The following is a 24,139-nucleotide window of genomic DNA, read 5'->3' as shown; positions in this document are numbered from 1 at the left end:
AATCGAGGGCTCCCAGGTTTCATGCCTTGGGGCCCTCGTTTGCTTGCTACCTGTTGGTCCGGCCCTAGATTCTTCGGTCGGTACTCATAGCCAGCGGTTTCTCCTTCCACCTGGCCGCCGCCCGAGAGTGCATGTACTATTGCATGCATGGTTGCCTTGCAGATCCGCGACGTTCCCGAGCCTCTCCGTGATCAGCTGGTCGCGCTGGCACAGCGGCGGGGGCAGTCGCTGCAGGCCTTTCTCTTCGACCTTGTTCGTGACGAAGCCCGGCGTCAGGACAACATCGCGGTACTCAAACAGTTCAGTCCCGCGACGTGGGACGTTGCCTTCACTGCGCGGGAAGTGGTGGTGGCGCTGGATGCTGAACGCGCCGAGCGTGATTCGATGCTCGGTGGGCCGGAGGTCCTCGAGTGATCGTGGTCGATGCTTCGGTCTTTGCCCATGCTCTCCTGAATCCCGCTCCCCTCGGCGACAGCTGTCGCGTCGCACTGGAGGCCGACAACCGCTGGATCGCGCCCCAGCACTGGACCGTCGAGGTTCTTTCGGTGATCCGACGCTTCGTTCGTGCGGGCACCATCGGCACCGAGCAAGCGGCCCGAGCGGTAACCGCCCTGGAAAAGCTCGACCCAGAAGTCCCTGTCACCCGCGTTCTCGTGCCCAGGATCTGGGAGCTCCACGACAACCTAACCGCCTACGATGCCGCCTATGTCGCCGCGGCGGAGGCCTACGGGTGCGACCTGCTCACCACTGATGTGCGATTGGCGAACGCGCCGGGGATCAACTGCACGGTGCGTGTTCTGGCAGCCCCGGCGGGTGCTTCGCCGCGATAGACAACTACCCGGCCCGAATGGCGGGTTCGTTCTTCAACTGGCGCGGTGGATCGGGTGGACTCGGGAGAGGGCGCGTTTGGCTTCGGCCAGGGAGATCATCTGGTCTTCGTCGTCGATATCGGCGACGGCTGCTTCGGCCCATTCTCGGAGCAGGGTCGACACGCCTACGCGGCGTTCGTCGGCGAGGGATTTCAGGCGGCTGTGTAGGCCGAGGGGGAGGCGGATCGACGTGGTCACCATGATGTCTTCGTTGACGGGAAGACGTGGTGGGGCGTCGGTGGGCTCGTCGGAGAAACTCAGCCGATCCATGAAGTCGGCGAGTTCTTCTTTGCTGGACGGAAGTCCCTGCTCGCTCATGATCGGGTCTCACTTTCCCACTGCTCGAATTGCGCCAGTTCCTCGGCGCGCATCGTGCGTGCGCCGATGATCACCCACGTCCAGTCCTCCCGCTGTCGCATCACCACGATCAGCGGGCGGCCGGCTGTGGTGCGCCCCCACACCGTCAATACGGTCACCTGGCCGTCGAAGGCCGGGCGTGGCCACCGTCGTGACGCTGCGAGGACCTGCCGAACCTCGCTGGGTTCGATGCCGATCAGGTGAGCGATCGCCCAATCAGGCCACTCGAAACCCATAGGTCCATAATACGCATGTAGTAACGCCATGTGAAAGCGCTGAGTATCGAGCGCATCGGTTCGCTACGCTCACGATGACCGGGTTCATCGATGAAGGAGGCCGCGCGGGTGCGCAACGGTGAGGTGATTCGCCCGCTGTCGGCCTCGGAACGGTGGTTCTGGCTCGTCGATCAGTTGTCGCCGGCCAATTGCGTCGTCCGCTTGCGGGTGCGCGGCCCGATCGGCGCCTACCGCCTCGAAGAAGCCACCGACGCACTGCTCGCGGAATTCCCGTTGCTGCGAACGACGGTTGTCGACGGCCCTTGTTTCGCCCCGTCCGTCGACCCGCACCTACCGGTGTTGCACCGCGTGGTCGAAGACCCCGACGAGTGGCGCACGATCTTCGACGAACAACTGGCCGAGCCCATCGACCTCGCGACCTCGCCCGGACGCCTCATCGATTTAGCTTGGCGCCCCGGCACTTCCGAGGAATACCACGACCTGATTCTCGTCCTGTCCCACGTCCTGCTCGACGGCCGCTCGATGACGTCACTGGGCTGGCGAATCCTCGCCTACGCCTTCGGAGCCTCTATTCCCATCGTCTCCCGCCCGCCGATTCCGGCCCCGGACGATCTCATCCCACCCGCGCACACCCGCCTCCTGCGCTGCCTGCGCACCAACATCACCGGCCAACTCACCGCTATGGCCCGCCGCCCGAGCAGCCTCCCCGGCATCGCGCCACCGCTACCGATTCGCCGCACCCGCACCGTGATCCGCACCATCGAGGGGCAAGCCCTCGCCGACCTGCGCACCCGCTGCCATCAGCACGACGTCACCGTCAATGCCGCCTTGACCGCCGCCCTGGCCGACGCACTCGGCGAACTCGCCCCCCGACCGTCCGGCGTCGCCGGCATCGGCATCCCGGTAGACGTCCGCTCCCGCCTCGACCCACCCCCGGCCGACGACGAGCCGGGCATGTTCACCGCGGTAGTCCCCACCTTCGTCCCCTACGGCCCGACGCACTCCCTCTGGGAAGCGGCCCGCGCGGCGAAATCCCAACTCGCCCAAAGACTGGCGAACAACAGCGACCTCACCGCCCTGGCCGCCATCCGCTACGGCTGCCCCCGATCACTCGAATCCGGCAGGCGCACCATCGAACTCATCGACCGCCGAGCCCCCTGGAACGTCACCCTCAGCAACCTGGGCAGACTGTATCCCCCCGAAACCCCTGAGCCGCTGCACATCACCGACCTGACAGTGGCGGGCACGAACTCCTGCGCCAGCGCACTGACAGTCGCCGTAGCCACCCTCGGCCCCACGATGTCGATCACCTTCTGCTACGTCGACACCATGCTCGAGCGCACAACCATCGAAGCCATGGCCGACCGCACCATCCGCTCGATCACTCGCTGAGTCCGCAGCTACACGGCGACGATGTTGAGTAGTGGCCCGAGTCCCTTGAAGTCGTCGGGATTTCGGGTGAAGAGCGGCAGCGCATGCTGGACGGCTGTGGCCGCGATCTGCAGATCGGCGACTCGGCGGCGGGGTTTACGGCCGAGCTGTTCGACCAGCAATGCCAGCGATCCGTATACGTGGGCAGTGTCGACGTCGAACGGCAGCGGATCGAACGATCGGACAACCCATTGAAACCTCAGTTGGCGTTGTGCCTGGTGCACCGGATCCTTGGCGGCGTGGATCCCTGCCGCGAGTTCGGCCACGCTGACGGCGCTGATTGCGGCATCCGCGGCCGCGGGCAAGCTCGACTGAACGTCGCTGTAGTCGATGAGGACCGACGTGTCGAGGAGGATGTGGAGTGGCTCGGCGAAATCACTCACCGTCGGGCATTTCCGGGTCGATCATCGCGTCCAGGTCGGCACGCCATTGCTGGTAGTCGACGCGCGGCAGTCTGGCACTTGTCTGCGCCAGCTCGGCGACCGGTACGAAGGTCCGTCGAACGAGCGGCTCGAGCTTGGCCACGGGGGTGCCGTTGCGAGTGATGATGAAGCTTTCGCCGGCCTCGACCGCCGCGAGCACCTTTCCGCTGTCATTGCGGAGGTCGCGTTGCTGAATTTGCTTCATGGATTCAACTGTACGCGCGAGCGCTACGCTATGTACAGAATGCTACAGGGGCGCGAGTGCATGCCTAGGCGAGCAGTTCGCGCACCATCTCCCGCAGTGCTGCCCGGTCCGGTTTGTTCGTCCGTCCGCTGACCGGAATTCTGTCTACCACCACGATGTCATCGGGGACGGCTGTGGTGTCGATGACCTGGGGTAGTCGTTCGCGAAGGAGCGCCGCGATGTCCTCGGATTCCGGATCGGCGACCACGGCGAGCACGATGCGCTCGTCGCCGATCTCGTCCGGTAGGCCGACCATGATCGCTTCCCGCACGCCGCTGATCGCGGTGATCACCGGCTCGTACAACCCCGGGTAGATGTTGGTCTTGCCCCGGATCATCATGTCCTTCTTGCGTCCGGTGAGGACCAGTTCCTTGTCGTCCCAGCGGGCGAGGTCGCCGGTCGCGATCTCGGTGAGGGGCTCCGCGCCCAGATATCCACGACACAGGTTCGGCCCGGACAACACCAGTTCGCCGTCGTCGGCGATCCGCGCCTCCACGCCCCGCACCGGTGCCCCGAGCAGATCCCCGTCGTGTGCGAGCTTGGCGGCGCCGGTCGCGACCGCCACCGGCAAGATCTCGGTCATCCCGTAGATCGCGAGAAACTCGGTGTCGGGCAACGACTTCTGCGCCCGACGAAGAAGCGCGGAGGTGACCGGCGCGCCGCCGAGAGCCACCTGACGCAGATGTGGCGGCGCCACGAGGTCGCCGGCTTCCACCGCGTCGAGAGCGACAGCGAGATCGGCCGGGGTATAGAACGCGTGCGTCGCGCTGCGCAGATTCCGGGTGAACCGGACCGGGTCGATGTGTGTACCGAACCGCGGATACCGCGGCATCGCCCATCGTGCCCCCGCCATCAACGCGGGCAGGCCCATCATGAGCTGCTCGGTGTGCAGGAAGGCGCCGGGCGCGAGGCTGGTCTTCCCACCCATCGCGGCGAGTCCGGCGCTCAGCGAAGCGCGAGTGTGCACCACGGCTTTGGGGTCATCGGTGGTCCCGGAGGTGAACACGATCAACGCCGCCGCTTCGGGATCGGCGGCGGGCACGGTGGTTCGGCGCGCGTCACCGGTGAAGCGCCGCAACGGAGTCGACCCGAACGGTGTTCCCGGCACCCACACCCCACTGTGGATATGTCGAACATCGAGCGCGCCGAACCGTGGCAGCTCCAAGCCCTTCTTGCGCCCGAACCCGGCCAGCGGGCCGCTCACGGCATACAGCAGTGATTCCGTTGCCGCCCAAGTGGGTTCGACCATGCCGATTCGTCTGGCGAACAGTTCCGGACCCACACCGGGGTCGACGAACACGATGGTCCCGCCCGCCGCGATCACCCCGAAGATCAACAGCACCGACGACACACTCGGCCGGATCGAGAACAGCATCCGATCGCCCGCCGAGAACCCCGCCTCGCCGAGGTTGTTCGACACCCGGCCGATGGAGTCCACCAGTTCCCGGTAGGTGAACGCACGCTTGCCGACCGTCCCGAGCGCCGAGGCGTCCGGAATCCGTTCAGCTCGCGTGGCAAGCCGTTCGAGAAAGTCGGTCATCGGTGGTCCCCCTCGGTAGTCGTGCACGGCGTGCGGGCATGGCGGGCGCGACGCTCACCGAATATCGACCACTTCGGGCCGATACCGGTGGTCGGCGTACCAGGCGAGCGTCTTACGTATTCCCCAGGCACGCACCCGCCGATTCGAGCCGAACACCCGCACATCCCGACGCAACCCGTAGTCGGTGGTGATCGTGCGCACCGCGTTGACCAGCGCCCGATCCTCGTGCAGATCCTCGATCGCGGTCCGCGGGAACCCTCCTGCGGCAACATACAATTCGGCGGTTATCGCCATATTGCATCCCGGTGTCATCACGTAGGGTCCGAGATATTTCGGGTCCCGGTTGCCCGAGCGCACCTTGCCGAAGGTCGACGCCACTTCCAGGGCCACCCGAATGATCGTGCGGTCGATCCAGGAAACGCCCTCATCGGTGCGCGGAATCAGCTGACCGCTGACCAGGCGCAGCCCCGAGCCGAACCCTGCCTTGATCCGCGCTGTCCAGTCGGGCGCGGGCAGGCAGTCGGCATCGGTGCGCGCGAGGTAGGTCGCGCCGTGCGAAATCGCGTAACGCATCCCGGTATCGGCGGCAGCTCCGGTCCCCTTCTGCTGCTCGTGGATCACCACGATGCGCGGCGCCGGATGCGCCGAAGCGAACGCGCGGACCAGCTCGACGGTGCCATCGGTCGAATTGTTGTCGACCACAACCACCGTGAAGTCCGTGTCCTGTTGCGCGGCAATGGCATCCAGGGTCTTGCCGATGCCTCGTTCCTCGTCGAAGGCGGGAACCACCACCCACAGCGCGCCCGGTTCACCAGTACTCACAGGTCCTCCAACAGCCGATCGAGCCCGCCGACCTGGGCGACCCAGCGGTGGAAGTTGTCCAGTCCCGTCGCGAACGGTACGTCCGGCCGGTAGCCCAGTTCACGCTCGGCTCGCGAGAGGTCGTAGGTCGCGGATCGGGTGACGAGCGCGACCGCGTACCGCGACAGCGGGGGAGTCCACCGTTGCGCGACCGCCGGCATCCGCCACAGCGTTTCGATCGCCGCCAGCGCTGCGCTGAGTACGGGCGCGGGCACCGTGAGACTCGGCCCGGTCAAGGCGAACCGTTCGGCCACGGCATCCAGGGTCGGCCACACCGACACCGGTTCCGCGTCGGCGACGAAATACGCTCGCCCGCCGACATTCTCGGCCTCGAGAGCGAGACCCACGGCATCGACGAGATGGTCGATGTAGCACAGCGAGGCCCGAACATCGCGCCCGCCGGACAGATCCGGCAACCGTCCCGCGCGCAACTTCGCCAGAATCTGCACGATCGGTCCGCGCCGATCCCCTGGTCCCCACACCGCCCGGGGCCGCAGAGAACACGTCGTGAACCCCGGCGCGTTCGCCGCGAGCACCAATTGCTCGGCGACAGCCTTGGTTTCGCAATAGCTGTTCAGAAACCGCTCGGGATAGGGCATCGTCTCATCGATCCCCACCTGATCCCCACCGTCGGGCGCCATCAACGCACTCGGACTCCCGATGAACACGAACCGCCGCGCCCCGGCCGCCGCGGCTTCCTGCACCAGCCGATCGGTCCCCGCCACATTCACCGCGAAGTACTCCGCGGGTCGACCGAATTCACCGAGCAGGGCAGCCGCGTGCACCACCGCCCGCACCCCGGTCACCGCACGCGCCAGCGCGCCGCTGTCCCCGAGATCGGCAACCGCTACCTCGACACCCTCCGGTGCCGCCGCCGCATCCCGGACCATCGCCCGAACCGGCACTCCTCGGGCCACCAACCCGCGCACGATCGCCCCACCGACGAACCCCGTCGCGCCCGTCACCAGCACAGTCATCGCGCCACGCTATACCGTCGACACGAGTCGCAGCAGCCCAGAGCCGCAGTGCCGTACCGCCGCCGCCCGATCGTATGCGGGCCCGGCGCATCGATCACCGCTCGCCCTTGCCCAACGTCTTCCACCAGGTAGCCCCGAACAGCATGGTCATCGCCGCGGCCCGGCCGGACGAGATCCCCCGTTCGGCGGCCACTTTCCGCGCCGCCGGAATCTGCGCGGCGTGCACTCCGACGCTCAGGACCACATCGATCCAGAAGGCGATGCGCAACAGCCGACTACGGAACGGCCGCACCAGCCCGACGATCAGAAATGCCCAGCCGAGCACCGGAATCGACCGCAGCGCCAGCACGGCTTCCCGGCTCGGTCCCGATGCCGCGACTGTCGGCGCCCGGTGTCGACCGCCTGCCTCGCTCACCGGATCCGGAACAACATGCAACGAACGCGAGCGCGTCACCGCACACCAACCCCTCGATAGGTCACCGCTGCCGCGGTGGGTCCGCCATCGGCGGCAACGAACAACAACGGCCGATCGGCCAGCCCCGCGTCACGGGCCACCACGAACGCGGCGGTCAGCGCGGAAGTGTGCACGTCCCCGCCGAATTCATCGGTCACCACCGCGGCCACGCCGAGTTCGGCGGCCAATCCGGCGGCGAAGTCGGGCGTCGGCTTGCCGCACAGCAGTACCACCTGTCCCGCGTCGATACCGTCGGCCGTCAACGCTTCGCGCGCCGCGACGGCGGCGTGTTCGACGAGTTCGGCTGTCCCGGTGAGTAATTCCACCGTCAACGAGGACCGCCCCTCGGCCCCCATCGCCGAGAGCTTCACGTATCCCTGCGGATCGGGCAGCACGTCACCCGCGCTCACGTGAACCCCACCGAAACCGACAGCGTCCTGGTCGTTCTCGAGCACGAACGCCGCCCCCACCGGCTCGAACGCGAAATCGGCATCGGCTCGCTGCGACGGGTGCGCGTCCCCGGACACCACGACCACATGCCCGGCGGGCAGATCGGCCAGCAGCGACGCGGCCACCCCGACCGCGTTCACCACCCCGCAAGCCCCGTTCATCAGATCGAACGACAGGCACGGCACGTCACCGCGCCGATAGTCCAACCCGATCCCCGCCGCCTGCTGAATCAGCGCCGCGACCGCCGGTTCCACGAGGTTCGCATCGCGATAGACCCCCACGTTGATCAGCGCGTCGACCTGTTCGGGCTGACAACCGGCCCCCGCCAACGCCTCGCGCGCGGCCTCGGCCGCCTGTCCCACCGAGCTGACGCCGCCGCTGCGCGTCACTGCCGAAGAAATGATGATTCCCATACTGTCCTATACCCGCAGATCGCCGATTGTCACCGACAAGAATCCGGCGACCACCCCGGAAGCCGCCGGTACCAGTAGTACTTTCGATCCCGGCGCGATCAGCCCCTGCCGCAACGCGTCGTGCAGCACCACGAAATGCGAGGTCGACGCGGTGTTGCCGTATCGGTCTAGCACCGCGAGTCCGGGCGGCATCGCCGCGTCGAATTCGCGCTCGGCGATCTTGTTGATCAATTCCACGGCAGGGCCGCTGAATTGGTGATGGATCAGGTAGTCGTACCCTTCCTCGGCGAAGCTGGATCCACGGGCAGCGAGGAACTCCAGCTGCCGCGAGGTCCACAGCAGGTACCGGGACTCGTTGTGCATCGAGCGATTGTCGGTGTAGAGCGCGACGCCCGGCCCCTGATCGCTGGGCATCCCCAGGCACAGCTTCGCGAACGCGGCGCTGGTGTTGAGCTCCACGTAGTCGAGCCCCGGCCCCTCGGTGCCGTCGAGCACCACGGCCGCTCCGGCGTCACCGACGGTGAGCGAGGCGAACTGTGGGTCGTACTTCTGCGAGATCTCGCGCACCGCGGTATCGGAGATCGGCGTGATGCATTCTCCCGAGACCACCATGCCGCGACGCACCGCGCCGGATCGAATCATCCTGTCCAGCAACAGAACACCGGTCATCATCCCGGCGCACGCATTGGACACGTCGAAGTGGATCGCCCTGTTCGCCCCGAGCACGGTGCGCAGCATCAGCGCGAACGACGGCTCGAGGCAGAAGTCCTCGCCGCGGGTCCGGGTGATCGAGCAGGAGATGATCACGTCCAGATCGGCGGCGGCGTAGCGGGAATTGTCCAGTGCGCTGCGGGCCGCGGCGAGGGCGATGGTGAAGGAGTCCTCGGATTCGTCGCGGACTCTTCGCGCCCTGACCCCGCTGACCTTCTCCAGATCCAGCGGCGCGTCGACGGCCAGCTGCGTCAGCAACTCCGCCGTGGTCACTTCCCTGGCCGGCAGATACGCGCCGACGGCTTCGATTGTCGATCTCACCATGCTTGTTCACTTCCAGATATCGCGTGATGCACAGTTCACCACCAGCGCATCTCGCCGATCCTAGCCACACATCTTCACTAATCGGGCCGGCTCGATTAGATTCTGCCGGGGTGTGGAGCTCCGCCCGACGTCATGAACTAACCCTACTCGCCGCAGGTCAACCCTGGTTGCCTGGATTATTGCTGCTGGGGCGGTTCGCGCGGCCGATCCGCAAGGTCCCCGAACTCGGCTGGTTCGTCGCCGATCCGCTGGTGGCCCGCCAGATCTACAACGACAGCACACATTTCAGCATCGTGTCCGAGGGTGCGGCCGGGCACTGGTGGGCGCAGGTCATCGGCGACTGGGTCGAGGATCTGTTCGAAGGGCCGGGCCACACCGACCTGCGGACCAAGGTGCGCGACCTGTTCACCCTCACCCATACCGATGCCCTGGTCGAACGGGTGATCGGCCCCGACCTGCGTGACCTGCGCGAACGGCTCGCGGCGGGGGAGACCGTCGACATCGCCGCCCGGGCGCAGATCCTGGTCGGCCGCAGCGTCTCCGACCTGGTCGGTATGCGCCCCGAAGACATCGCCGCGGCCATCGGCGGCGATTACATCGACGACCAAGACGCCCTGTTCCTGCGCCTGTTCCATCATGTCGAAGAGCTGGTCAACCTGGGTTTCGGCACCATGGCTTCGACCACACTCGATCCCGTGGCACTGGACCGCGCCCGTGAGCTGGCCACCCAGCTCGCCGTGAATGTCCCCGACGCCTACGCCCGCGCCGACCCCGACACCACTCTCGGCCGCTGCCGCGAACTGGGATTGGACGTGGAGCACGCGGGCGGCCTGGCGATCCTGATGGCCGTGGCAGGCACCGACACCCTCGCCAGCGCCATGACGAGAATGGTCGCGATCATGCACGACACCGGCGAGCATCGCGCGCTGCTCGCCGCGCCCGACCGACTCCCCGACGCGGTCCGCGAGACCCTGCGCGTCACCAGCCCGGCCTATCTCGTCGGCCGTTCGGTGACGGCGGATGTCCGCATCGCCGACCGCGACCTACGCGCGGGCGAACACGTCAAAATCCTCACCTGGACCATCAACAACGCCGCGGGCGAGTTCCGCGTCGACCGCGGCTACAACCCCGAAACCCGCCAGCTCTGGTTCGGCGGCGGCCGCCATCTGTGCCTGGGCGCCCAACTCGTCCACTCCGAACTCACCGCGCTACTCGAAGCGCTCACCGCCGCCGGTCTCCCGTGGGAGATCGTCGAACGTCGTTACCGCAGAAAGGTTTTCATCCCCACCTACGAAAAGCTGCGCATCCGCCTCGCGCGCTGACAGGCTACGCGCTGCAGACGTTGCACCCCTCGATGCTCTGCGTGCGCAGCCAGATGCTCTGCGGTAACAGCTGAGACGACAGGTGCGCCGAGTGCGATTCCTTGCCGAGTAGCGCTTCGGCGATGCTGTCGGTGACCTCCCACTGCGAGGTGGTGGCGATGAGACCGAGCACGCGACCCGTGCGCAGCGATTCGAGGACGTGGGCGCCCGCAGGCCGGTCGCGCCCGGCGAGCAGGCCGATCGCCATGAGCGAAGCCGTCGCCGACACCAGATCGATGGCGGCACCGAGCCCGGGTTCGGCGACCAGCCGCCCGGCCTGGCCGTAGTCCTTGGGCGCCTTCTCGGCGTTCGCGCTGCCGCCGAGCGAACATTTGACGCACGGTGTGTGGGCGGCGGGGACGCTGAGGATCACTTCGCCACCGCGCAGTCCGGCGTACATCGCCGAACAGACGACGGGCACACCCGCGTGGTAGGCGAGGTCGGTGAGCCAGGTTTGCTGGGTCATGTCATCGGTGGCCCCGACGACCAGGTCGACCTCCGGCAGCAGTGCGCCTACCGGGACGTCGTAGAGCGAACGTTGATACGTGCGCACCGTGATGTCGGTGCCGATCCCGGTCAGGATCGTCTGCAGCGCGGTCACTTTCGCGGTGCCGAGATCACGGGTGGAGTACGCGGATCTCGCCAGGTTCGGCGGGGACACCAGATCCGGGTCGATCAACGTGAACGTTCGCACCCCCGACCGGGCGAGGCGTTCGGCGATCGCGCTGCCGACCGAACCAGCGCCGGCGACCAGTACGTGCTTGTCGTCGAGCGGGCCGGTGATCGTCGTGACCCGATCCAGCCGATGTTCGGTCTCCCCGCTCGGGGCTTCGTCGAAAGGGATCCGGGTCAGCGCTCCCAACATCGACGATCGGTGCTTCGGGTTCTCCGCGGGGTCCCAGGCGAACGGCGTCGGTACCTCGGCACCGTCGGGTCCGAACGCGTAGGCCACCGGCCCCGCGACGGGATAGCCGACCGGGATCACGATCTCTCGGCGCCAGCCGTTGCGAGCGGCGGGCATCGGGTAGCTGAACCCGGTGAGGTACTGGTTGTCGACGAAGCGGGGCATCGACCGCTCGACCTCGTCGCGCTGACCGAGCCAGCGCGACACCGGAATACAGAACGACGAATCGCCACCGAATCCGGTCGCCGCGACGAGACCGGCGATCGGGACGACCTTCGCCTCGACCGGAGCCATCAGCCCCTGACCAGAGCGCGACAGCGACATCACGTGGAAGGTCATCCGGTGCCGATCGCCCACCGCGATCTGGTTGAACTGTTCGACCCCACCGGCGGTGACGATGGCGACCACCAGGGAAGCGATGTGCGCGTTGGCCTGCAATTGCTGAGTGGTGGACGCGACGTCCTGACCGGATGGGTTCACCACGCCGGTCGGGTGGCTGTGCACCGTCCCGAGGAACCGGGCCGAACCGGCGGTTTCCAGCTGTCCGATCACCGCGCCCAGATCGGTGCTGATGTCCCAGGACACCGAGGTGTAGGCGCCGGAGGTATCAGGAATCGCGGCAACGATCAGCGAGCCGTAACCCACCAGCGCCGCGCCGCGTTCGGGGGCGTAGTCGGCGATGTTCTCGCGGATGGCGGAGACCACGGTGTCGAGGATCCGGATATGAGCCGGGCCGTTCGAAGACGGAATTCGGCGGTCGGCAGGTGGCGGTGGTGCTGGAGTCATCGGACTGCGCTCCTCAAGGCTCGGTCGACCAGGCTCAGGATGTGCTCGCGCACCTCGACGACGGTGGGTGCGGTGACGGGCGGATCGAAGGCGACCAGGGATCCGCCCTCGGTGAAGGTGACGGTGGCCAGTTCGAAGTGCTCGGCGAAGGCTTCCGGGGTCGGTCGCTGGGGTGCGATGTCCCAGGTGTTGCCGCTGTTATCGATGGCGAAGTTGCGGAAGAGGACGAAACTGAACTGCAGGTCGGGATCGGTGGTCTCGATCGTGCACTGCCACCCTTTGAGCTCCTCGTAGCCGAGGTCGACCGGCCGCCATTTCCAGCGGTTGTCCGGGTCGACCTCGGCGAGCATGTCGCGGTCGTATTTGAGCCATGCGGTCTCGGGTTCCATGGATTCGCCCTTCGCGGTGTGGTGGCTCAGACCGAGAACGACGGGTCTCGCCCGGACAGCAACATCGAGGTATAGACGCTCCACTTGGCCGTCGCGCCACACACGTCCTCGATGGTGGCGTAGCCCTCGGCGGCATTGCTGCCGCAGATCATCGGCACTCGCACGTCGCCGACCAGGACGTCGATCATGTGCGGCCGGTGTCCGCGCAGTTCGTCGCGGTTGGGCCAGACCGGCGAGATCTGCCAACGTCCGTACTGGTTCGCGTCGCGGAAGGTGAGGAACTGGTATGCGTGGCCGCCGTAGGGCGGGTCGAACACGAACGACAGTGCGCTGCGGCCGGTCAGCCACGGCGCGGTGACCACGGCCCACTTGCCGACGTTGTTCGGGTCGAGCCGCTTGAGTACGGCGATATCGGTAGATCTGACGTTGTAGTCGTCCATCGTCGTCATGCCATCCGTCCGCTGGGCAGCACGGTGACCGGGGTGCCGCCGAGTCGCCCGCCGGAGACGTCGGCGGGGTCGGCGACGATGATCTGTCCGCCCGGACCGGCGTAGACGTGTTTGGCCTGTTCGCCATTCTCCATGGCCTCGATGGTGCGGTCGACCTCATCCCAGCCGCTGCCGCGCATCGGCGACGGTACGAGGACGGTCATCTGAGTGGAAGAGGCTGTGCGATAGGTCATTTCGTTCCGATCTCGAGGGGGAAATGGGTGCGGACGAAGGCATACGCGGCGAGGCAACCGAACACCGGACCCCACAGCACGTCCAGGTGTCCGGGAGCGAACAACAGCAGGCGCAGCACCAGGACCGCGCTGCCCGCGCCGAAGCCGATCGCGAACTGGCGATAGATCGCCGGGTACGCACACCGCGGCATCTGCCTGCGCAGTGACGCGGCACGGAACATGACGGCGAACGCACCGCCTGCCAGGATCAGCAGCAGGCTCGAGGTAATGGGCGTTCCGGTGTCGAGGCGCACGAGCGAGCGGTCGGTGTCGAAGACGACGCGATAGGCACCGCGACTCACCAGCGACACCGCTGCCAGCACGATCACCATCACCACGGCTGCCAGGAACGCCGCGCTCAGATTGATGACCAGGCGCCGCCGCGCCTCGTCTCGGTCGACCCGGTGGGTGGCGAAATGCGCTGCCGCGGTGGGAAAGAGGCCGCCGTCGGCGCAGTATGCCCTGACCTCGGTCAGTCGCATCGGTTCGCCGGCGTCGCGACGTGCTTCGGGCCGGAACGGTTCCCTGGTGACCGCACGACGGCGGTCCGTCGGGCGATAGGGCCGTCGGTCGATCAATGGCGTCTCCGTTCGTTCGCGGCCTGCTGCCATACGTGCCTGCGGTAGGCGAGTCGGTCGGTGGCGACCGACTCGAACCACGCCGTCAGCAGGCGGGCGAGCACAGCGCTACCAGCCAGCACCAGCCACGGCGCCCAAGTGCCCCACTCGCCGTCGGCCCGCAGCGACACCTCGCGCGCGCCGTACACGATCGGGCCGTAGGCCACGGCGAACAACGCACAGGTATTGCGATTACGGAAAAGCACGGCGACCACGACGGAACAGGCGATCGCCAACCAGCCGCCGTGCTCGAAGTAGTTGTCGCGCAGGACCCACTCGAGCTGAACATCGAATCGCCACAGCCAGACCAGCAGGTAGGACACATTGCAGACCACTGCCCACAGCACCAGGTCGGTCAGGAAGCCGCCGACGCCGTGTCCGTGCATCGTGCCGTTGGCCAGCCGCGCGCGTCGACGCAACTTCGCGCGCTGGGCGGCGGGCAGTGGTGCGGGGCCGCGTGCCCGTCGAATCGCCGAGGCGACGTCGTCGGGGACGGCGGCGGCCGGCGTGGTTCGTGCCGACGTGGGCCTGGACATCGGCGGCCGACGTGGTCTGGGCGGTGCGACGCTCGGACCCTTGGCCGGTCTCGTGGTCGGCACGCTGCTGGCGCTCCAGATCACCGGGCCGTCGGCATTGGTGCGCCGTGGTGGCGGCTCACCGTCGCGAAACGCGTCGAGCGGTGAGGCGGTGGTGTCGTCGGGCAGGCTCTCGCCCCCTTCGCAGGCGCGCACCGAAGTGCTCGCGTCGGGTATCGCTGAGCACATCCCCGCGAGGATCCGACACGTTACTGATCGTTTTCGGACACGCCGCAAACATTCAGAATCTAGTAATTGCTATGCGCCACTAATGAATTCGGTTCCAGATTCGCGACTCAGCAACCATCCTGAGAACGTGGGCGGGTGCACGCAACAGCCCCGTCCCGCCCAGTGGCGGAACGGGGCTGATGTGTGCGAGTGCTACTGGTTTTCCGGCGCGTTGATCCGGTTGTTGAAGCCGATGCCGACGGCGATCGCGGCGGGGACGCCGGTCAGCACCAGGCCCGCGGCCGCACCCAGCGGGATGCCGACGGCGGCACCGGCGAGGCAGCCCGCGACGCCGGTGGCGCCACCGAGGGCGAGCACCGGGATGCCGAGGAGGATGCCGCCTGCGCCGCCGATGGCGCAGCCCGCGACGCCGCCGGTGAGGGTGCCGACGAGGGTGCCGATGGCGGTGATGATGCCGAACTGGGTGGCAGCGGCGCTGACGGCGTCATCGAAGGCGTCCTGGCGAACGACGTCCTTCAGCAGGGTCGACGGGCGGGCCGAGGCCGCGTCGGTGCGCGGGGTCAAGGTGGCGCGGGTGCCGTCGACGACGGCATCGATCGGGTACTCGAGGTCGTCGATCGTGTAGGCGAGCGGCAGAGCGGCGACGATGTTGCCCTGGTTGTCGCGCACCTGGAACTGATTGTTCGCGGTGGTGAGCGAGCCCGCGTCGGTCTCGACGACCACAGCGTCGCCCTCGATGCCGGTCTTCCAGTTGATACCGGGCAGCACCTGGTTCACGCCCTGGTTCACGCCGTCGAGGAAGGCCGGGACGGGCGCAGGCGCCGGAGCGGCGTGCGACGTGCCGGTGGCAACGCCGAGCGCGGCAATGACGAGTGCGGAGGTTGCGGCAACCTTGCTGATGTTCATGAATGCAGTCTTTCCCTCAATGGCGATGCTCCCTGGGGAGCGCAGGCCCTCGATCGAGCACCCATGATCAAGTGTCCAACTGTTTGTTGCTGAAATGTAACTTAAAAAGTCGTAAGAGTTCAAAACGGACAGTGACGTGCGTCATCCTCGGTGAATTCGATGTGCTGTTAACGACTTTCATTCACTAGTCATAGGTCGTGATCTGGAGCACAGTTATGTCGAAGTCCTGCGACCAGTCGCAACCGCCTCGAGAGGTCGGAGGCGAACACTCGTTCCGGGTCGACTCGCTCCCGGATCCGACGCCATTCGTCGAGCCTCGGGTACATCATCGCGATCATCTCGGGCGTGGTCCGTGATTCCTTCGCGAGGTACAGGCGTCCGCCGGCTGCCAGCACCCGTTCGTCGAGGTCGACGCAGAATCGGTCGAGCCCGCTCGACAGCCCGAAGTCCAAGCTCAGCATGTATCCGGGATGTGGCCACGACAGCGGCGCCGGGTTGCTCGTCCCCATCCGCTTGAACACATTGAGGAACGAGTGGTGCCCCGACTCGGCGATGGCTCGCACCGTGTCGGCCAACTGCTGCTCGGCCCCGAACGGCATCGAGAACTGATACTGCAGGAACCCCCGCTTGCCATAGGCGCGATTCCATTCACCGAGCAGATCGAGGGGGTGATAGAACTGCGTCAGATTCTGGATACGTCCGCGCGCCCGCCGGGGAAACAGGCGATGAGCAGCCTCGGCGGCAATGCGGGTTGTCACCGAATTGACCATCCCGTTCGGAAAGATATCGGGCACTGTGAACAATTGCGGCGCATCGAAATTCAAGGGTTTGCTACGCAATCTCACCGGCAACTGGTCGACGGTGGCCAGTGACCCCCGACTGAATCCGGCCCGACCGAGTTTCGCCCCGGTGGAAATGGTGTCCGGCACCGCCATCGAGTAGTCGTACCCGTCATCGGAACCGCCGGTCAGCAATTCCATCGTCTCGTCGAGATCGCGCGTGCGGTCGTTGTCGACGAGGAAGTACGCGGTCTCGGTGTGCTTCAACCGGACTCGCGCGCCGACGATGATGCCGGTGAGTCCCATCCCGCCCACCGTCGCCCAGAACAACTCCGAGTCGGCCCCCTCCGGCGTCAACGTGCGCACCGAGCCGTCGGCGGTCAGCAGGTCCATCGACACCACGTGATTGCCGAAGCTGCCCTGCGAATGATGGTTCTTCCCATGGATGTCCGCGCCGATCGCCCCACCGACCGTCACCTGCCTCGTCCCCGGCAGCACCGGAATCCACAGCCCGAACGGCAGCGCGGCCCGCATGAGCGCGTCCAGGCTGACGCCCGCCTCGACCTCGACGATCCCGCTGTCGGGATCGATGCTGTGGATGCGGTCCAGCGCGGTCATGTCGACGACCAGCCCACCCGCGTTCTGCGCCGGATCGCCGTAACTGCGCCCGAGTCCACGCGCGATCACTCCGCGCGGGCCGGCGGTCCGCACTCGTTCGGCGATCACCGCGATGTCGGGCGTGCGCAGCACTTCGGCGACGGTCGGTGCGGTGCGCGCCCAACCACTGAGACTGCGGCACGCGCTGACTGGTTTACCCTGCGTGAATGTCACAGGGGCTCACGCTAAAACGGGTTCCTGTGGGCAACCTGAGGTAATCGTGCGTTTATTGCGGAGATGCCCGCGCAGTGGTGAGCGTGCCCTCGTGCATCGTCGCGATGCGGGTGCAGGCGGCCCCGAGCAGGGCTTCGTCGTGGCTGATCACGAGGACGCCGAAGTTGTCGGCGGCTCGGGTCATGACCAGGCGGATGATGGTGGCGGTGGTGGCCGCGTCGAGCATGGCGGTGGCTTCGTCGAGGATGAGGTAGCGGGGGTTCTGGGCGAGTGCGCGGGCCAGGCAGGCGCGTTGGAGTTGGCCGTCGCTGAGAGCGTGCGGGCGGCGGTCGTGCAGGTCTGGGGTGAGGCCGACGGCGGTGGTCAGTGCCGTGAGATCGGGGACTGTGACGCGGCGGATGCGGGCGGGCTCGGCGATGATCTGGGCGAGGGTGAAGTGGGGATTGGTTGCGGCACGGGGGGATTGGAAGACCATGGCGACGGTGCCGCGGGCCTGTCGGGGTGTCTGTCCGTCGATGGTGACCGTGCCGGAGGTGGGCGTCAGTAGCCCGGCCATTGTCCGGGCGAGCGTGGTCTTCCCTGATCCCGAATCGCCGGTGATCCCGACGATCTCTCCCGGGCTGATCCGCAGGTCGACCCCGCGGATGACGGGTTGTGGGCCGTAACCCGCGGTGATGGAGTCGGCGATCAGCATCGAGACCTCGGTCGGCGAATCATGCGCTGCTGCTGGGGAATCAACTGTGTCGGGCCGCCCGCGTAGGGGCAGATCTCGGACAGGTTCGTCAGCGCTCGCGGGGGATGAGGCAGCGGGTGCAGGCCGCGTTCGGGCATGGCGGCGAGCAGGTCGCGCGTGTAGTCGTGCCACGGATCGTCGAGCACGTGCGCGCCGGGGCCGACTTCCATCAGGCGTGACGCGTACATCACCGCGATGGTGTCGGCGATGCCGGCGCGGATCAGGTGCCCGAGATCGTGCGTGATCAGCAGGACCGCGGCGCCGTCATCGGCGCACTCGCGCAACAGTTTTCCGACCTGGTCAGTGCGTGCGCGATCGAGCCCGGAAGTGGGTTCGTCGGCGATGATCACCTCGGGATCGCCTGCCAGCGCCGCCGCAACGGCCGCTCGTTGGGCCATCCCGCCGGAGAGTTCGTGCGGGTACAGGTCGAGCGCCGTGCGGGCGAGCCCCGCGCGATCGACGAGGTCAGCGGGGGTGTGTGCGGTGCCGAGGGCGACGATCGCCTCCTGGAGTTGGGAGCCGACGGTCCGCACGGGAGTGAAAGAGGTGCCCGGGGATTGGGGCACCAGCGCGATATGGCGGCCGCGATAGGAGTGCTCGCCGGCGAGGATGTCGACCGGTCCGGCGGTGGAGTTCGCCGGATCGTCCACCTGCAGGTGGATGGACCCGGTCGTGACGGCAGCGGGGGGCAGTACGCCCATCACCGCACCGCCGACAATCGACTTCCCGCACCCGGATTCGCCGACGAGCGCGGTGATGCTGCCCGCTTCGACGTCGAGCGACAGCTCGGTCACCGCATGCACCACATCGCCACGGCCGACCGGAATTCGCACGGTCAGCGCATCGATCGACAAGCCGGTGCCCCGACGTCCACGGTCGATGTCCATCAGTGCGCCCGTTGTCTCCTGGGGGAGGGAGGGTCCTGTCATCGGGGCATCCTCGACGGTTTCGGTGGGGCGAGAAGTCCCCGCAGCGACGACCCCGCGACAGCGACCGCCACCGTCGTCAGCACCAGGAATCCGGCGGGGAACGCCAGCGTCCACCACCCGCCCAGCAGCAGCGAAGTGCGCGCTTCCTCCAGCAGAGTGCCCAGGCTCGGTTCGTGCGGCGGCAGTCCGAATCCGAGGAACGACAAGGTCGACTCGTGCCAAATCGCATGGGGCAGAAGCAGAACCACCGCGATCAACGCCTGCGGGGCGACCGCGGGCAAAAGATGCCTGATCAGCAGGTGAGTACGGCTCGCACCCGCGAGCACCGCCGCGGACACGTACTCGCGCTCGCGCAGACTCGAGCTCTCCGACCGCACGATCCGCGCCACCTGCACCCAGTGTGTGAGTCCGATCGACAACACCACCGCCAGCGCGTTCCCCCGGAACAGCGCCACGATCACGATCCCGAGCAGCAGATGCGGCAGCGCGTTGGCGGTGTCGGCGATCCGCATCACCACCCGGTCCACCCATCCGCCTGCCAGCGCCGACGCCGCACCGACGAGCACGCCGATCACCGTCGACACCGCCGCCGCGCACGCCGCGACGATCAGCGAGGTTCGCAGCGCCGCCGCGATCCGCACGAACAGCGACCGCCCGGCCGAGTCGGTCCCGAACCACCACTGCCCCGACGGCGCCTGCCGCGCACTGGCGAAATCGGTCAGCCGATCGTCGATTCCGCCCACCCATGGCACGGTCACCGCATACAGCACGACCGCGACCAGGACCGATAGCGCGACGTACAACTGTCGCTCAGCAGCCCCGTGCGTGCGCCCACGCCACCGCTCACCCATCGGCGCGCACCCGCGGATCGAGCAGCACCACCGCGATATCGGCGAGCAGCGACCCGAGCATCACCGCACAGGTCGTGCCTACCGTGAGCACGGCCAACAGAGCCATATCCAGGTCCTTCGCCGACTGGACGAACGCACCCGCGATCCCCGGCCACGAGAAGATCTCCTCCACCAGCACCGCGCCGACCACGACTTCCGGCAGTCGGGCGCCGAGGATCGTCACGAACGGGGCCAGCGAGGTCGGCAGGATGTGCCCACGGGTGATCGTCGCGGTATCGATGCCGCGCGTGGCCGCCCCGACCACGAAGTCCTCGCCGCGATTGCCTGACACGGATTCCCGTACGGCCAGGAGCAGCCACGGCACCTGCGAGACAGCCAACGCGGCGGCGGGCAGCACGAGATGTCGCACCACCTGGCCGAATCCGACCTCGGCCCCGGCATCGGTGAGCCCCGCGGGCGGCAACCAGCCGAGTCCGACCGCGAACAAGGCGATCGCGGCCAGCGACACCACGAACGGCGGCAGCCCCTGCATCACCACGCACGACGCGGTGACCAACCGGTCGATCGACCCACCGCGATGCATCCCCGCCCAGACTCCCGCGCCGAGCGCCACCGCGATCGCCACACTCATCGCGACGACGACCAGCAGCACCGTCCACGGAATCCGTTGGGCAAGAAGGGTGCTCACCGGCTGCGCGAAACCGCGCGAAATGCCCAGATCGCCGCTGAACAGATCACCGAGCCAGCGTCCGTACAGCTGGTACCACGACGCGTCGAGCCCGAGTCGATTCGTGAGCAGCTCCCGATCCGACGCGCTCGTCGTCTCGTAGCGTGCGCCGAGATACCCGACCAGCGGGTCGAACGGCGACACCGCCGCCGCGGCGAACAGTGCGGCCGACACGGCGGCGAGCACCGGGATCAACGTCACCAATCGCCACCCGACCACCGCCCGGAGGCCGCGTCCACGAACACGACTACGCCCCATCAGCGGGTCCAAGTCTGTAGCGACCACCACGGTCCCCAGGTGATGCCGTGCGCGTGTGGCTCGAGAATCGGCCCCGACATCTTCCAGGACGAATCCTTCACCACATAGGTGTGGTCGAGGTGCACCAGGAACACGTGGCTCGGATCCTGGGCGTACCGGCTCTGCACCTCCCGATACGCGGCGGCCCGCACGGCGGGATCGGTGCTGCGCCTGGCAATGTCGAGTTGCGCGTCGATCGCGGGGTCTGCGTGACGGCTCGCGTTGTCGTACGGGCTGCCCGCGCTCGGATCGAGTGGCGGCGAGTGCAGGGTGTTGTAGGCCTGGGTGTCGGGGTCGTAGGGTTCGCTACCGCCGCCGAGCAGGATTCCGGCCTGCGTGATGCGTGGTTCGATTCGATCCCAGGAGAGCGCCTCGAGATCGACCTCGATGCCGACTCGGCGTGCGTCGGAGCCGAAAGCCAGTGCGAGGTCGCGCCGCAGTGTGTCGGTGGAGTTGTACATCACGGTGAATCGCGCGCGCACACCATCTTTCGCGCGCACACCATCGGTGCCGGTCCGCCAGCCCGCACCATCGAGGATCTGCTCGGCGCGGGCGCGATCGAAGGCGAAAGAGACGGCTGGGTTGTGGGATTCGCCGTAAACATCGGCGAAGGGTGTGTAGGCCGGACGGCCGTAACCGCCGAGGATATTGTCGATCATCGCCTGGCGGTCCACGGCGAAGTTCAGGGCCAGGCGGACGGCCGGGTCCCCGGCGACCGGATCGCTCTCGGGCATCGATACGCCGCGCCAATCGGCGGAAGTATTGGCCTGCACCGACATCCGCTGCGCGAAGGTGGCGGCCAACAACGGCGGTAGCGAGGTCCCGTCGAGTTCGCCGCTGGCCATCCGTTGCGCGCGGGTGTTGTCGTCCGGCACCTGGAGCACTGTCAGTCGCTTGACCGAAGGTGCTCCACCCCAATAGCTTTCGTTCGCTTCGAAGACCGCCCGAGTCGGCTCCAGCGCGGTGAGTCGATAGGGTCCGGTGCCGATCGGCGCGGTATTGAGCGGCGATGCGGTCGCGGGTCCGGGCATCGCGACGGCCTCCGACGGAACGATCCCGATCAGCAGCTTGGTCGGGAACGCGGCATAGGGATGACGCAGGGTGAACCGCACCGACAGCGGATCGACGGCGTCGACCCGCTCGATCATCGACAACGACGACCGCACCTCCGAGGCCGACGCCGGATCCAGAATCGCCCGATAGGTCGCCACCACATCGGCGGCGTCGAACGCCGACCCGTCACTGAACCGCACCCCGGGCCGCAGCGGTGCCGTCCACACGGTCGCGTCGGCGTCGGGGATCGGCAGTCGAGTCGCCAGGGCCGGGGCAAAGTCGGGCACCCCGGTGCCGCCGGTCAGCCGCAGCAATCCGTCATAGACCTTGGCCTCGCCTGCCGCGCCGTATCCGGCGACGGGGTTGTATCCGCCCAGTTCATACGCATCGGCGAGGACGAGCGAGTCGGGGGACCCGCTCTCGGGCGCACCGCAGGATGTCAGCGCGACCGCCAGCGCGGCCCCCACAGCGAACAGCGGCCGAGCGCGCATCGATCATCCCTACACTTCTCATGTTTATCTGAACAGATGGACAGATAATAGTCGTGGACGGTGCCGTCCTGTCCACTCGGCGATTAAGCTGGGCATCGCCATGGGAGAGCCACGCACACTGCACGGGTCGCCGGTCGAACGCGGCCGGCGCGCGATCGGCGACGTCGAGATCCGGGAATGGGCTCAGCGCTTCGATCTGCTGTCGGATCCGGGTCGTCTCGAGATTCTGCTGTGCCTGCACCGCTCGCCGGGCATCAGCGTCGGCGAGCTGGCCGCCGCGATCGGCCGCAACGAGAACGCGATCTCGCAGGCCCTGCGCGTCCTGCGCCACGAGGGTTGCGTCACCTCGAGCCGTGAAGGGCGTTCGGTCACCAACCGGCTCACCGACCCGATCATCCACGAAATTCTCCACACCATCGGCGCCAAGCACTGACGTCGACAGTCCACTCCTCGGAGGCGATGATGGCGAAGATCCTGTTCGTAATGACCGGTGCCGATCAGTGGACGTTGTCCCGCAATGTCAAACGCCACACCGGATACTGGGCCGACGAATTCGCCACGCCCTACCGGGCATTCACCGAGGCCGGGCACGAAGTCGTCGTAGCCACGCCCGGCGGGGTGAAGGCGCCGGTGGATCTGGGGAGCCTGGCGCCGGTGCCCAACGGTGGCGAGGAGGGTGCGCGCAAGGTCGCCGAGATCATCAAAAGTGCGGCGCCGCTGGATGATCCGGTGTCACTGGGCGATGTCCGTCTGAACGACTACGACGCGGTGTTCTATCCGGGCGGGCACGGGCCGATGGAAGACCTGGCGGTGAACAAGGATTCGGCGGTGCTGTTGGTCGAAGCCCTGCATTCCGGCAAGCCGCTGGCGCTGGTCTGCCACGGCCCCGCGGCCATCCTGGCAACCGCAGCTGACGGGCCATCTCCCTTCGCCGGGTATCGCCTCACCGCCTTCAGTGATGCGGAAGAACGTATGGGCGGTCTAGCGGATCAGGCCAAATGGCTACTAGAAGACCGGCTGATCGAACTCGGCGCGCAGTATCACAGCGGCGAACCGTTCGTGCCCTTCCTGCAAGCCGACCGCAATCTGCACACGGGGCAGAACCCCGCCTCGGCCGGTCCGCTGGCCGCGGCGGTGCTCGACGCTCTGTGAACACCTGCCGCTCAACAGAATTCGGCGACAACCTGATCGGACGTGTGGAGCTCCTGTTCGTTCAGGTGGCAGATCCGGGACGGACGATCATGAGAACGACCACGGCCGCCCACAGCAGGTTGTAGATCCCCGCGAGCATCGATAGCACGCGCAGGCGCTTGCCGTCGTCGGGCTGGTCGAGGGCTTCGCGTTGCATCGGCACGATCTGCACGGCGAGCAGCCCGCCCGCCACAGCGGTGGTCACCATCGCGGTGGTGATCCAGATTTCGTTCATCCGGCCCTGGATCGCGGCCAGCACGATGCCGATCACCGGCACGATTATCGCGAGTTTCGCGTAGTTGCCGGTGATCCGGTGCATCGCGGCCGCGACCGACCTGCTGCGGACCGACTCGGGATCGGGCCCACCCGCTACCGGTGCGTACCTGGGGAAAAGACTGGTGGCGACCGCCGAGCCGCCGACGAAGACAATGCCCGCGAGCACATGCACGGACAACAGGATGTGTTCCAACTACCGACTCCCTCCGACCTTCAATACGCTTGAAGCCTAGCTCGAGCTTCA

Annotated in this window: 30 protein-coding genes; 6 read left to right on the top strand and 24 right to left on the bottom strand. The window is 67.2% G+C overall.

Translation table 11 applies throughout. The annotated features are described in order from the left end of the window. The first annotated feature begins 147 nt into the window (after positions 1–147). Both OHS03_RS22225 and OHS03_RS22220 read left to right on the top strand, forming a co-directional pair. Positions 148–414: a hypothetical protein gene (locus OHS03_RS22225; RefSeq protein WP_328656753.1), complete on the top strand. Its 267-nt coding sequence runs from the start codon at positions 148–150 to the stop codon at positions 412–414. Next, positions 411–830, top strand: coding sequence for a type II toxin-antitoxin system VapC family toxin (locus tag OHS03_RS22220; protein ID WP_328656751.1), 420 nt, complete (start codon positions 411–413; stop codon positions 828–830). Before OHS03_RS22225 ends, OHS03_RS22220 begins: the two co-directional genes overlap by 4 nt. A gap of 33 nt (positions 831–863) precedes the next feature. Here the strand turns inward: OHS03_RS22220 and OHS03_RS22215 are convergent, their stop codons facing one another. Further along, positions 864–1,187, bottom strand: coding sequence for a hypothetical protein (locus OHS03_RS22215; protein ID WP_056813020.1), 324 nt, complete (start codon positions 1,185–1,187; stop codon positions 864–866). Beyond that, the gene (locus OHS03_RS22210) at positions 1,184–1,462 is read right to left on the bottom strand and encodes a hypothetical protein (RefSeq protein ID WP_056813016.1); all 279 of its coding nucleotides are present in this window, start codon (positions 1,460–1,462) and stop codon (positions 1,184–1,186) included. The genes OHS03_RS22215 and OHS03_RS22210 overlap by 4 nt, the downstream gene beginning before the upstream one ends. Positions 1,463–1,552: 90 nt before the next feature. Between OHS03_RS22210 and OHS03_RS22205 the strand changes: the two genes are divergently transcribed. After that, positions 1,553–2,854 (top strand): phthiocerol/phthiodiolone dimycocerosyl transferase family protein, encoded by a 1,302-nt coding sequence (locus OHS03_RS22205; protein WP_328656748.1) that lies wholly within the window; start codon positions 1,553–1,555, stop codon positions 2,852–2,854. 8 nt (positions 2,855–2,862) lie between these two features. Here OHS03_RS22205 and OHS03_RS22200 read toward each other — a convergent pair whose 3' ends face one another. The 8 genes from OHS03_RS22200 to OHS03_RS22165 all read right to left on the bottom strand — a co-directional run bounded on the left by OHS03_RS22200 (position 2,863) and on the right by OHS03_RS22165 (position 9,289). Beyond that, positions 2,863–3,276 carry a type II toxin-antitoxin system VapC family toxin gene (locus OHS03_RS22200; protein WP_328656747.1) on the bottom strand — a complete coding sequence of 138 codons (414 nt, stop codon included), beginning with the start codon at positions 3,274–3,276 and terminating at the stop codon, positions 2,863–2,865. After that, complete coding sequence (locus tag OHS03_RS22195) at positions 3,269–3,520, bottom strand: type II toxin-antitoxin system Phd/YefM family antitoxin (protein WP_328656745.1); 252 nt, start codon at positions 3,518–3,520, stop codon at positions 3,269–3,271. Before OHS03_RS22195 ends, OHS03_RS22200 begins: the two co-directional genes overlap by 8 nt. Before the next feature lie 64 nt (positions 3,521–3,584). Continuing rightward, complete coding sequence (locus OHS03_RS22190) at positions 3,585–5,099, bottom strand: class I adenylate-forming enzyme family protein (protein WP_328656743.1); 1,515 nt, start codon at positions 5,097–5,099, stop codon at positions 3,585–3,587. Between the two features lie 54 nt (positions 5,100–5,153). Next, positions 5,154–5,921 (bottom strand): glycosyltransferase family 2 protein, encoded by a 768-nt coding sequence (locus OHS03_RS22185; RefSeq protein ID WP_328656740.1) that lies wholly within the window; start codon positions 5,919–5,921, stop codon positions 5,154–5,156. Then, a complete protein-coding gene (locus OHS03_RS22180; protein ID WP_328656739.1) occupies positions 5,918–6,937 on the bottom strand; it encodes an NAD-dependent epimerase/dehydratase family protein in 1,020 nt (339 codons plus the stop codon). The genes OHS03_RS22185 and OHS03_RS22180 overlap by 4 nt, the downstream gene beginning before the upstream one ends. A gap of 94 nt (positions 6,938–7,031) precedes the next feature. After that, on the bottom strand, positions 7,032–7,391 hold the full coding sequence (locus OHS03_RS22175; RefSeq protein ID WP_328656737.1) for a hypothetical protein: 360 nt from the start codon (positions 7,389–7,391) through the stop codon (positions 7,032–7,034). Further along, a complete protein-coding gene (locus tag OHS03_RS22170) occupies positions 7,388–8,254 on the bottom strand; it encodes a hypothetical protein (protein WP_328656735.1) in 867 nt (288 codons plus the stop codon). Before OHS03_RS22170 ends, OHS03_RS22175 begins: the two co-directional genes overlap by 4 nt. A 6-nt stretch (positions 8,255–8,260) precedes the next feature. After that, positions 8,261–9,289: a 3-oxoacyl-ACP synthase III family protein gene (locus OHS03_RS22165; RefSeq protein ID WP_328656733.1), complete on the bottom strand. Its 1,029-nt coding sequence runs from the start codon at positions 9,287–9,289 to the stop codon at positions 8,261–8,263. A 167-nt stretch (positions 9,290–9,456) separates the two neighbouring features. On the opposite strand from OHS03_RS22165, the gene OHS03_RS22160 reads away from it, so the two are divergent. After that, on the top strand, positions 9,457–10,611 hold the full coding sequence (locus tag OHS03_RS22160) for a cytochrome P450 (protein ID WP_328656731.1): 1,155 nt from the start codon (positions 9,457–9,459) through the stop codon (positions 10,609–10,611). A gap of 4 nt (positions 10,612–10,615) precedes the next feature. Here OHS03_RS22160 and OHS03_RS22155 read toward each other — a convergent pair whose 3' ends face one another. From OHS03_RS22155 to OHS03_RS22095, 13 genes are all read right to left on the bottom strand, one after another. Beyond that, a complete protein-coding gene (locus OHS03_RS22155; RefSeq protein ID WP_328656729.1) occupies positions 10,616–12,340 on the bottom strand; it encodes a ThiF family adenylyltransferase in 1,725 nt (574 codons plus the stop codon). Next, positions 12,337–12,729 (bottom strand): hypothetical protein, encoded by a 393-nt coding sequence (locus OHS03_RS22150; protein ID WP_328656727.1) that lies wholly within the window; start codon positions 12,727–12,729, stop codon positions 12,337–12,339. Before OHS03_RS22150 ends, OHS03_RS22155 begins: the two co-directional genes overlap by 4 nt. Positions 12,730–12,755: 26 nt before the next feature. Then, on the bottom strand, positions 12,756–13,178 hold the full coding sequence (locus OHS03_RS22145; protein ID WP_328656725.1) for a hypothetical protein: 423 nt from the start codon (positions 13,176–13,178) through the stop codon (positions 12,756–12,758). Further along, positions 13,175–13,411, bottom strand: coding sequence for a hypothetical protein (locus OHS03_RS22140; RefSeq protein ID WP_328656723.1), 237 nt, complete (start codon positions 13,409–13,411; stop codon positions 13,175–13,177). Before OHS03_RS22140 ends, OHS03_RS22145 begins: the two co-directional genes overlap by 4 nt. Further along, entirely contained in the window at positions 13,408–14,028 is a 621-nt protein-coding gene (locus tag OHS03_RS22135; protein WP_328656721.1) for a hypothetical protein, read from the bottom strand. Before OHS03_RS22135 ends, OHS03_RS22140 begins: the two co-directional genes overlap by 4 nt. Next, on the bottom strand, positions 14,025–14,831 hold the full coding sequence (locus OHS03_RS22130; RefSeq protein ID WP_328656719.1) for a hypothetical protein: 807 nt from the start codon (positions 14,829–14,831) through the stop codon (positions 14,025–14,027). The genes OHS03_RS22135 and OHS03_RS22130 overlap by 4 nt, the downstream gene beginning before the upstream one ends. Before the next feature lie 192 nt (positions 14,832–15,023). Then, positions 15,024–15,737 carry a DUF8020 domain-containing protein gene (locus OHS03_RS22125; RefSeq protein WP_328656717.1) on the bottom strand — a complete coding sequence of 238 codons (714 nt, stop codon included), beginning with the start codon at positions 15,735–15,737 and terminating at the stop codon, positions 15,024–15,026. Positions 15,738–15,925: 188 nt separating this feature from the next. After that, on the bottom strand, positions 15,926–17,347 hold the full coding sequence (gene dprE1 / locus OHS03_RS22120; RefSeq protein WP_328656716.1) for a decaprenylphosphoryl-beta-D-ribose oxidase: 1,422 nt from the start codon (positions 17,345–17,347) through the stop codon (positions 15,926–15,928). A gap of 52 nt (positions 17,348–17,399) precedes the next feature. Next, positions 17,400–18,041, bottom strand: coding sequence for an ABC transporter ATP-binding protein (locus OHS03_RS22115; protein WP_328656713.1), 642 nt, complete (start codon positions 18,039–18,041; stop codon positions 17,400–17,402). After that, a complete protein-coding gene (locus OHS03_RS22110) occupies positions 18,035–18,967 on the bottom strand; it encodes an ATP-binding cassette domain-containing protein (RefSeq protein WP_405151786.1) in 933 nt (310 codons plus the stop codon). The genes OHS03_RS22115 and OHS03_RS22110 overlap by 7 nt, the downstream gene beginning before the upstream one ends. A 38-nt stretch (positions 18,968–19,005) precedes the next feature. Further along, on the bottom strand, positions 19,006–19,860 hold the full coding sequence (locus OHS03_RS22105; protein WP_328656710.1) for an ABC transporter permease: 855 nt from the start codon (positions 19,858–19,860) through the stop codon (positions 19,006–19,008). Next, positions 19,853–20,845 carry an ABC transporter permease gene (locus OHS03_RS22100; RefSeq protein ID WP_407942401.1) on the bottom strand — a complete coding sequence of 331 codons (993 nt, stop codon included), beginning with the start codon at positions 20,843–20,845 and terminating at the stop codon, positions 19,853–19,855. The genes OHS03_RS22105 and OHS03_RS22100 overlap by 8 nt, the downstream gene beginning before the upstream one ends. Beyond that, positions 20,845–22,428 (bottom strand): ABC transporter substrate-binding protein, encoded by a 1,584-nt coding sequence (locus OHS03_RS22095; protein ID WP_328656706.1) that lies wholly within the window; start codon positions 22,426–22,428, stop codon positions 20,845–20,847. The genes OHS03_RS22100 and OHS03_RS22095 overlap by 1 nt, the downstream gene beginning before the upstream one ends. Before the next feature lie 100 nt (positions 22,429–22,528). Here OHS03_RS22095 and OHS03_RS22090 point away from each other — a divergent pair, with 100 nt between their 5' ends. Together OHS03_RS22090 and OHS03_RS22085 are read left to right on the top strand one after the other, a co-directional pair. After that, positions 22,529–22,861, top strand: coding sequence for an ArsR/SmtB family transcription factor (locus tag OHS03_RS22090; protein ID WP_328656704.1), 333 nt, complete (start codon positions 22,529–22,531; stop codon positions 22,859–22,861). Between the two features lie 29 nt (positions 22,862–22,890). Next, positions 22,891–23,580 (top strand): type 1 glutamine amidotransferase domain-containing protein, encoded by a 690-nt coding sequence (locus tag OHS03_RS22085; RefSeq protein ID WP_328656701.1) that lies wholly within the window; start codon positions 22,891–22,893, stop codon positions 23,578–23,580. 61 nt (positions 23,581–23,641) lie between these two features. Here the strand turns inward: OHS03_RS22085 and OHS03_RS22080 are convergent, their stop codons facing one another. After that, positions 23,642–24,088, bottom strand: a complete 447-nt coding sequence (locus tag OHS03_RS22080; protein WP_328656699.1) for a hypothetical protein — start codon at positions 24,086–24,088, stop codon at positions 23,642–23,644. Positions 24,089–24,139 lie beyond the last annotated feature (51 nt).

Source organism: Nocardia salmonicida (genome assembly GCF_036142455.1).
In the GTDB taxonomy this organism is placed as follows: Bacteria; Actinomycetota; Actinomycetes; order Mycobacteriales; family Mycobacteriaceae; genus Nocardia; species Nocardia salmonicida.
This window is presented reverse-complemented; position numbering and strand designations above follow the sequence as displayed.

What these genes read in the sequence shown, in the direction of transcription:
- OHS03_RS22210 (WP_056813016.1), bottom strand. Translation starts at nt 1,462, where the DNA reads ATGGGTTTCGAGTGGCCTGATTGGGCGATCGCTCACCTGATCGGCATC.
- OHS03_RS22180 (WP_328656739.1), bottom strand. Translation starts at nt 6,937, where the DNA reads ATGACTGTGCTGGTGACGGGCGCGACGGGGTTCGTCGGTGGGGCGATC.
- OHS03_RS22205 (WP_328656748.1), top strand. Translation starts at nt 1,553, where the DNA reads ATGAAGGAGGCCGCGCGGGTGCGCAACGGTGAGGTGATTCGCCCGCTG.
- OHS03_RS22190 (WP_328656743.1), bottom strand. Translation starts at nt 5,099, where the DNA reads ATGACCGACTTTCTCGAACGGCTTGCCACGCGAGCTGAACGGATTCCG.
- OHS03_RS22130 (WP_328656719.1), bottom strand. Translation starts at nt 14,831, where the DNA reads ATGTGCTCAGCGATACCCGACGCGAGCACTTCGGTGCGCGCCTGCGAA.
- OHS03_RS22155 (WP_328656729.1), bottom strand. Translation starts at nt 12,340, where the DNA reads ATGACTCCAGCACCACCGCCACCTGCCGACCGCCGAATTCCGTCTTCG.
- OHS03_RS22140 (WP_328656723.1), bottom strand. Translation starts at nt 13,411, where the DNA reads ATGACCTATCGCACAGCCTCTTCCACTCAGATGACCGTCCTCGTACCG.
- OHS03_RS22115 (WP_328656713.1), bottom strand. Translation starts at nt 18,041, where the DNA reads ATGCTGATCGCCGACTCCATCACCGCGGGTTACGGCCCACAACCCGTC.
- OHS03_RS22125 (WP_328656717.1), bottom strand. Translation starts at nt 15,737, where the DNA reads ATGAACATCAGCAAGGTTGCCGCAACCTCCGCACTCGTCATTGCCGCG.
- OHS03_RS22165 (WP_328656733.1), bottom strand. Translation starts at nt 9,289, where the DNA reads ATGGTGAGATCGACAATCGAAGCCGTCGGCGCGTATCTGCCGGCCAGG.
- OHS03_RS22105 (WP_328656710.1), bottom strand. Translation starts at nt 19,860, where the DNA reads ATGGGTGAGCGGTGGCGTGGGCGCACGCACGGGGCTGCTGAGCGACAG.
- OHS03_RS22150 (WP_328656727.1), bottom strand. Translation starts at nt 12,729, where the DNA reads ATGGAACCCGAGACCGCATGGCTCAAATACGACCGCGACATGCTCGCC.
- OHS03_RS22195 (WP_328656745.1), bottom strand. Translation starts at nt 3,520, where the DNA reads ATGAAGCAAATTCAGCAACGCGACCTCCGCAATGACAGCGGAAAGGTG.
- OHS03_RS22100 (WP_407942401.1), bottom strand. Translation starts at nt 20,845, where the DNA reads ATGGGGCGTAGTCGTGTTCGTGGACGCGGCCTCCGGGCGGTGGTCGGG.
- OHS03_RS22085 (WP_328656701.1), top strand. Translation starts at nt 22,891, where the DNA reads ATGGCGAAGATCCTGTTCGTAATGACCGGTGCCGATCAGTGGACGTTG.
- OHS03_RS22145 (WP_328656725.1), bottom strand. Translation starts at nt 13,178, where the DNA reads ATGACGACGATGGACGACTACAACGTCAGATCTACCGATATCGCCGTA.
- OHS03_RS22090 (WP_328656704.1), top strand. Translation starts at nt 22,529, where the DNA reads ATGGGAGAGCCACGCACACTGCACGGGTCGCCGGTCGAACGCGGCCGG.
- OHS03_RS22215 (WP_056813020.1), bottom strand. Translation starts at nt 1,187, where the DNA reads ATGAGCGAGCAGGGACTTCCGTCCAGCAAAGAAGAACTCGCCGACTTC.
- OHS03_RS22095 (WP_328656706.1), bottom strand. Translation starts at nt 22,428, where the DNA reads ATGCGCGCTCGGCCGCTGTTCGCTGTGGGGGCCGCGCTGGCGGTCGCG.
- OHS03_RS22170 (WP_328656735.1), bottom strand. Translation starts at nt 8,254, where the DNA reads ATGGGAATCATCATTTCTTCGGCAGTGACGCGCAGCGGCGGCGTCAGC.
- OHS03_RS22110 (WP_405151786.1), bottom strand. Translation starts at nt 18,967, where the DNA reads ATGGACATCGACCGTGGACGTCGGGGCACCGGCTTGTCGATCGATGCG.
- OHS03_RS22225 (WP_328656753.1), top strand. Translation starts at nt 148, where the DNA reads ATGGTTGCCTTGCAGATCCGCGACGTTCCCGAGCCTCTCCGTGATCAG.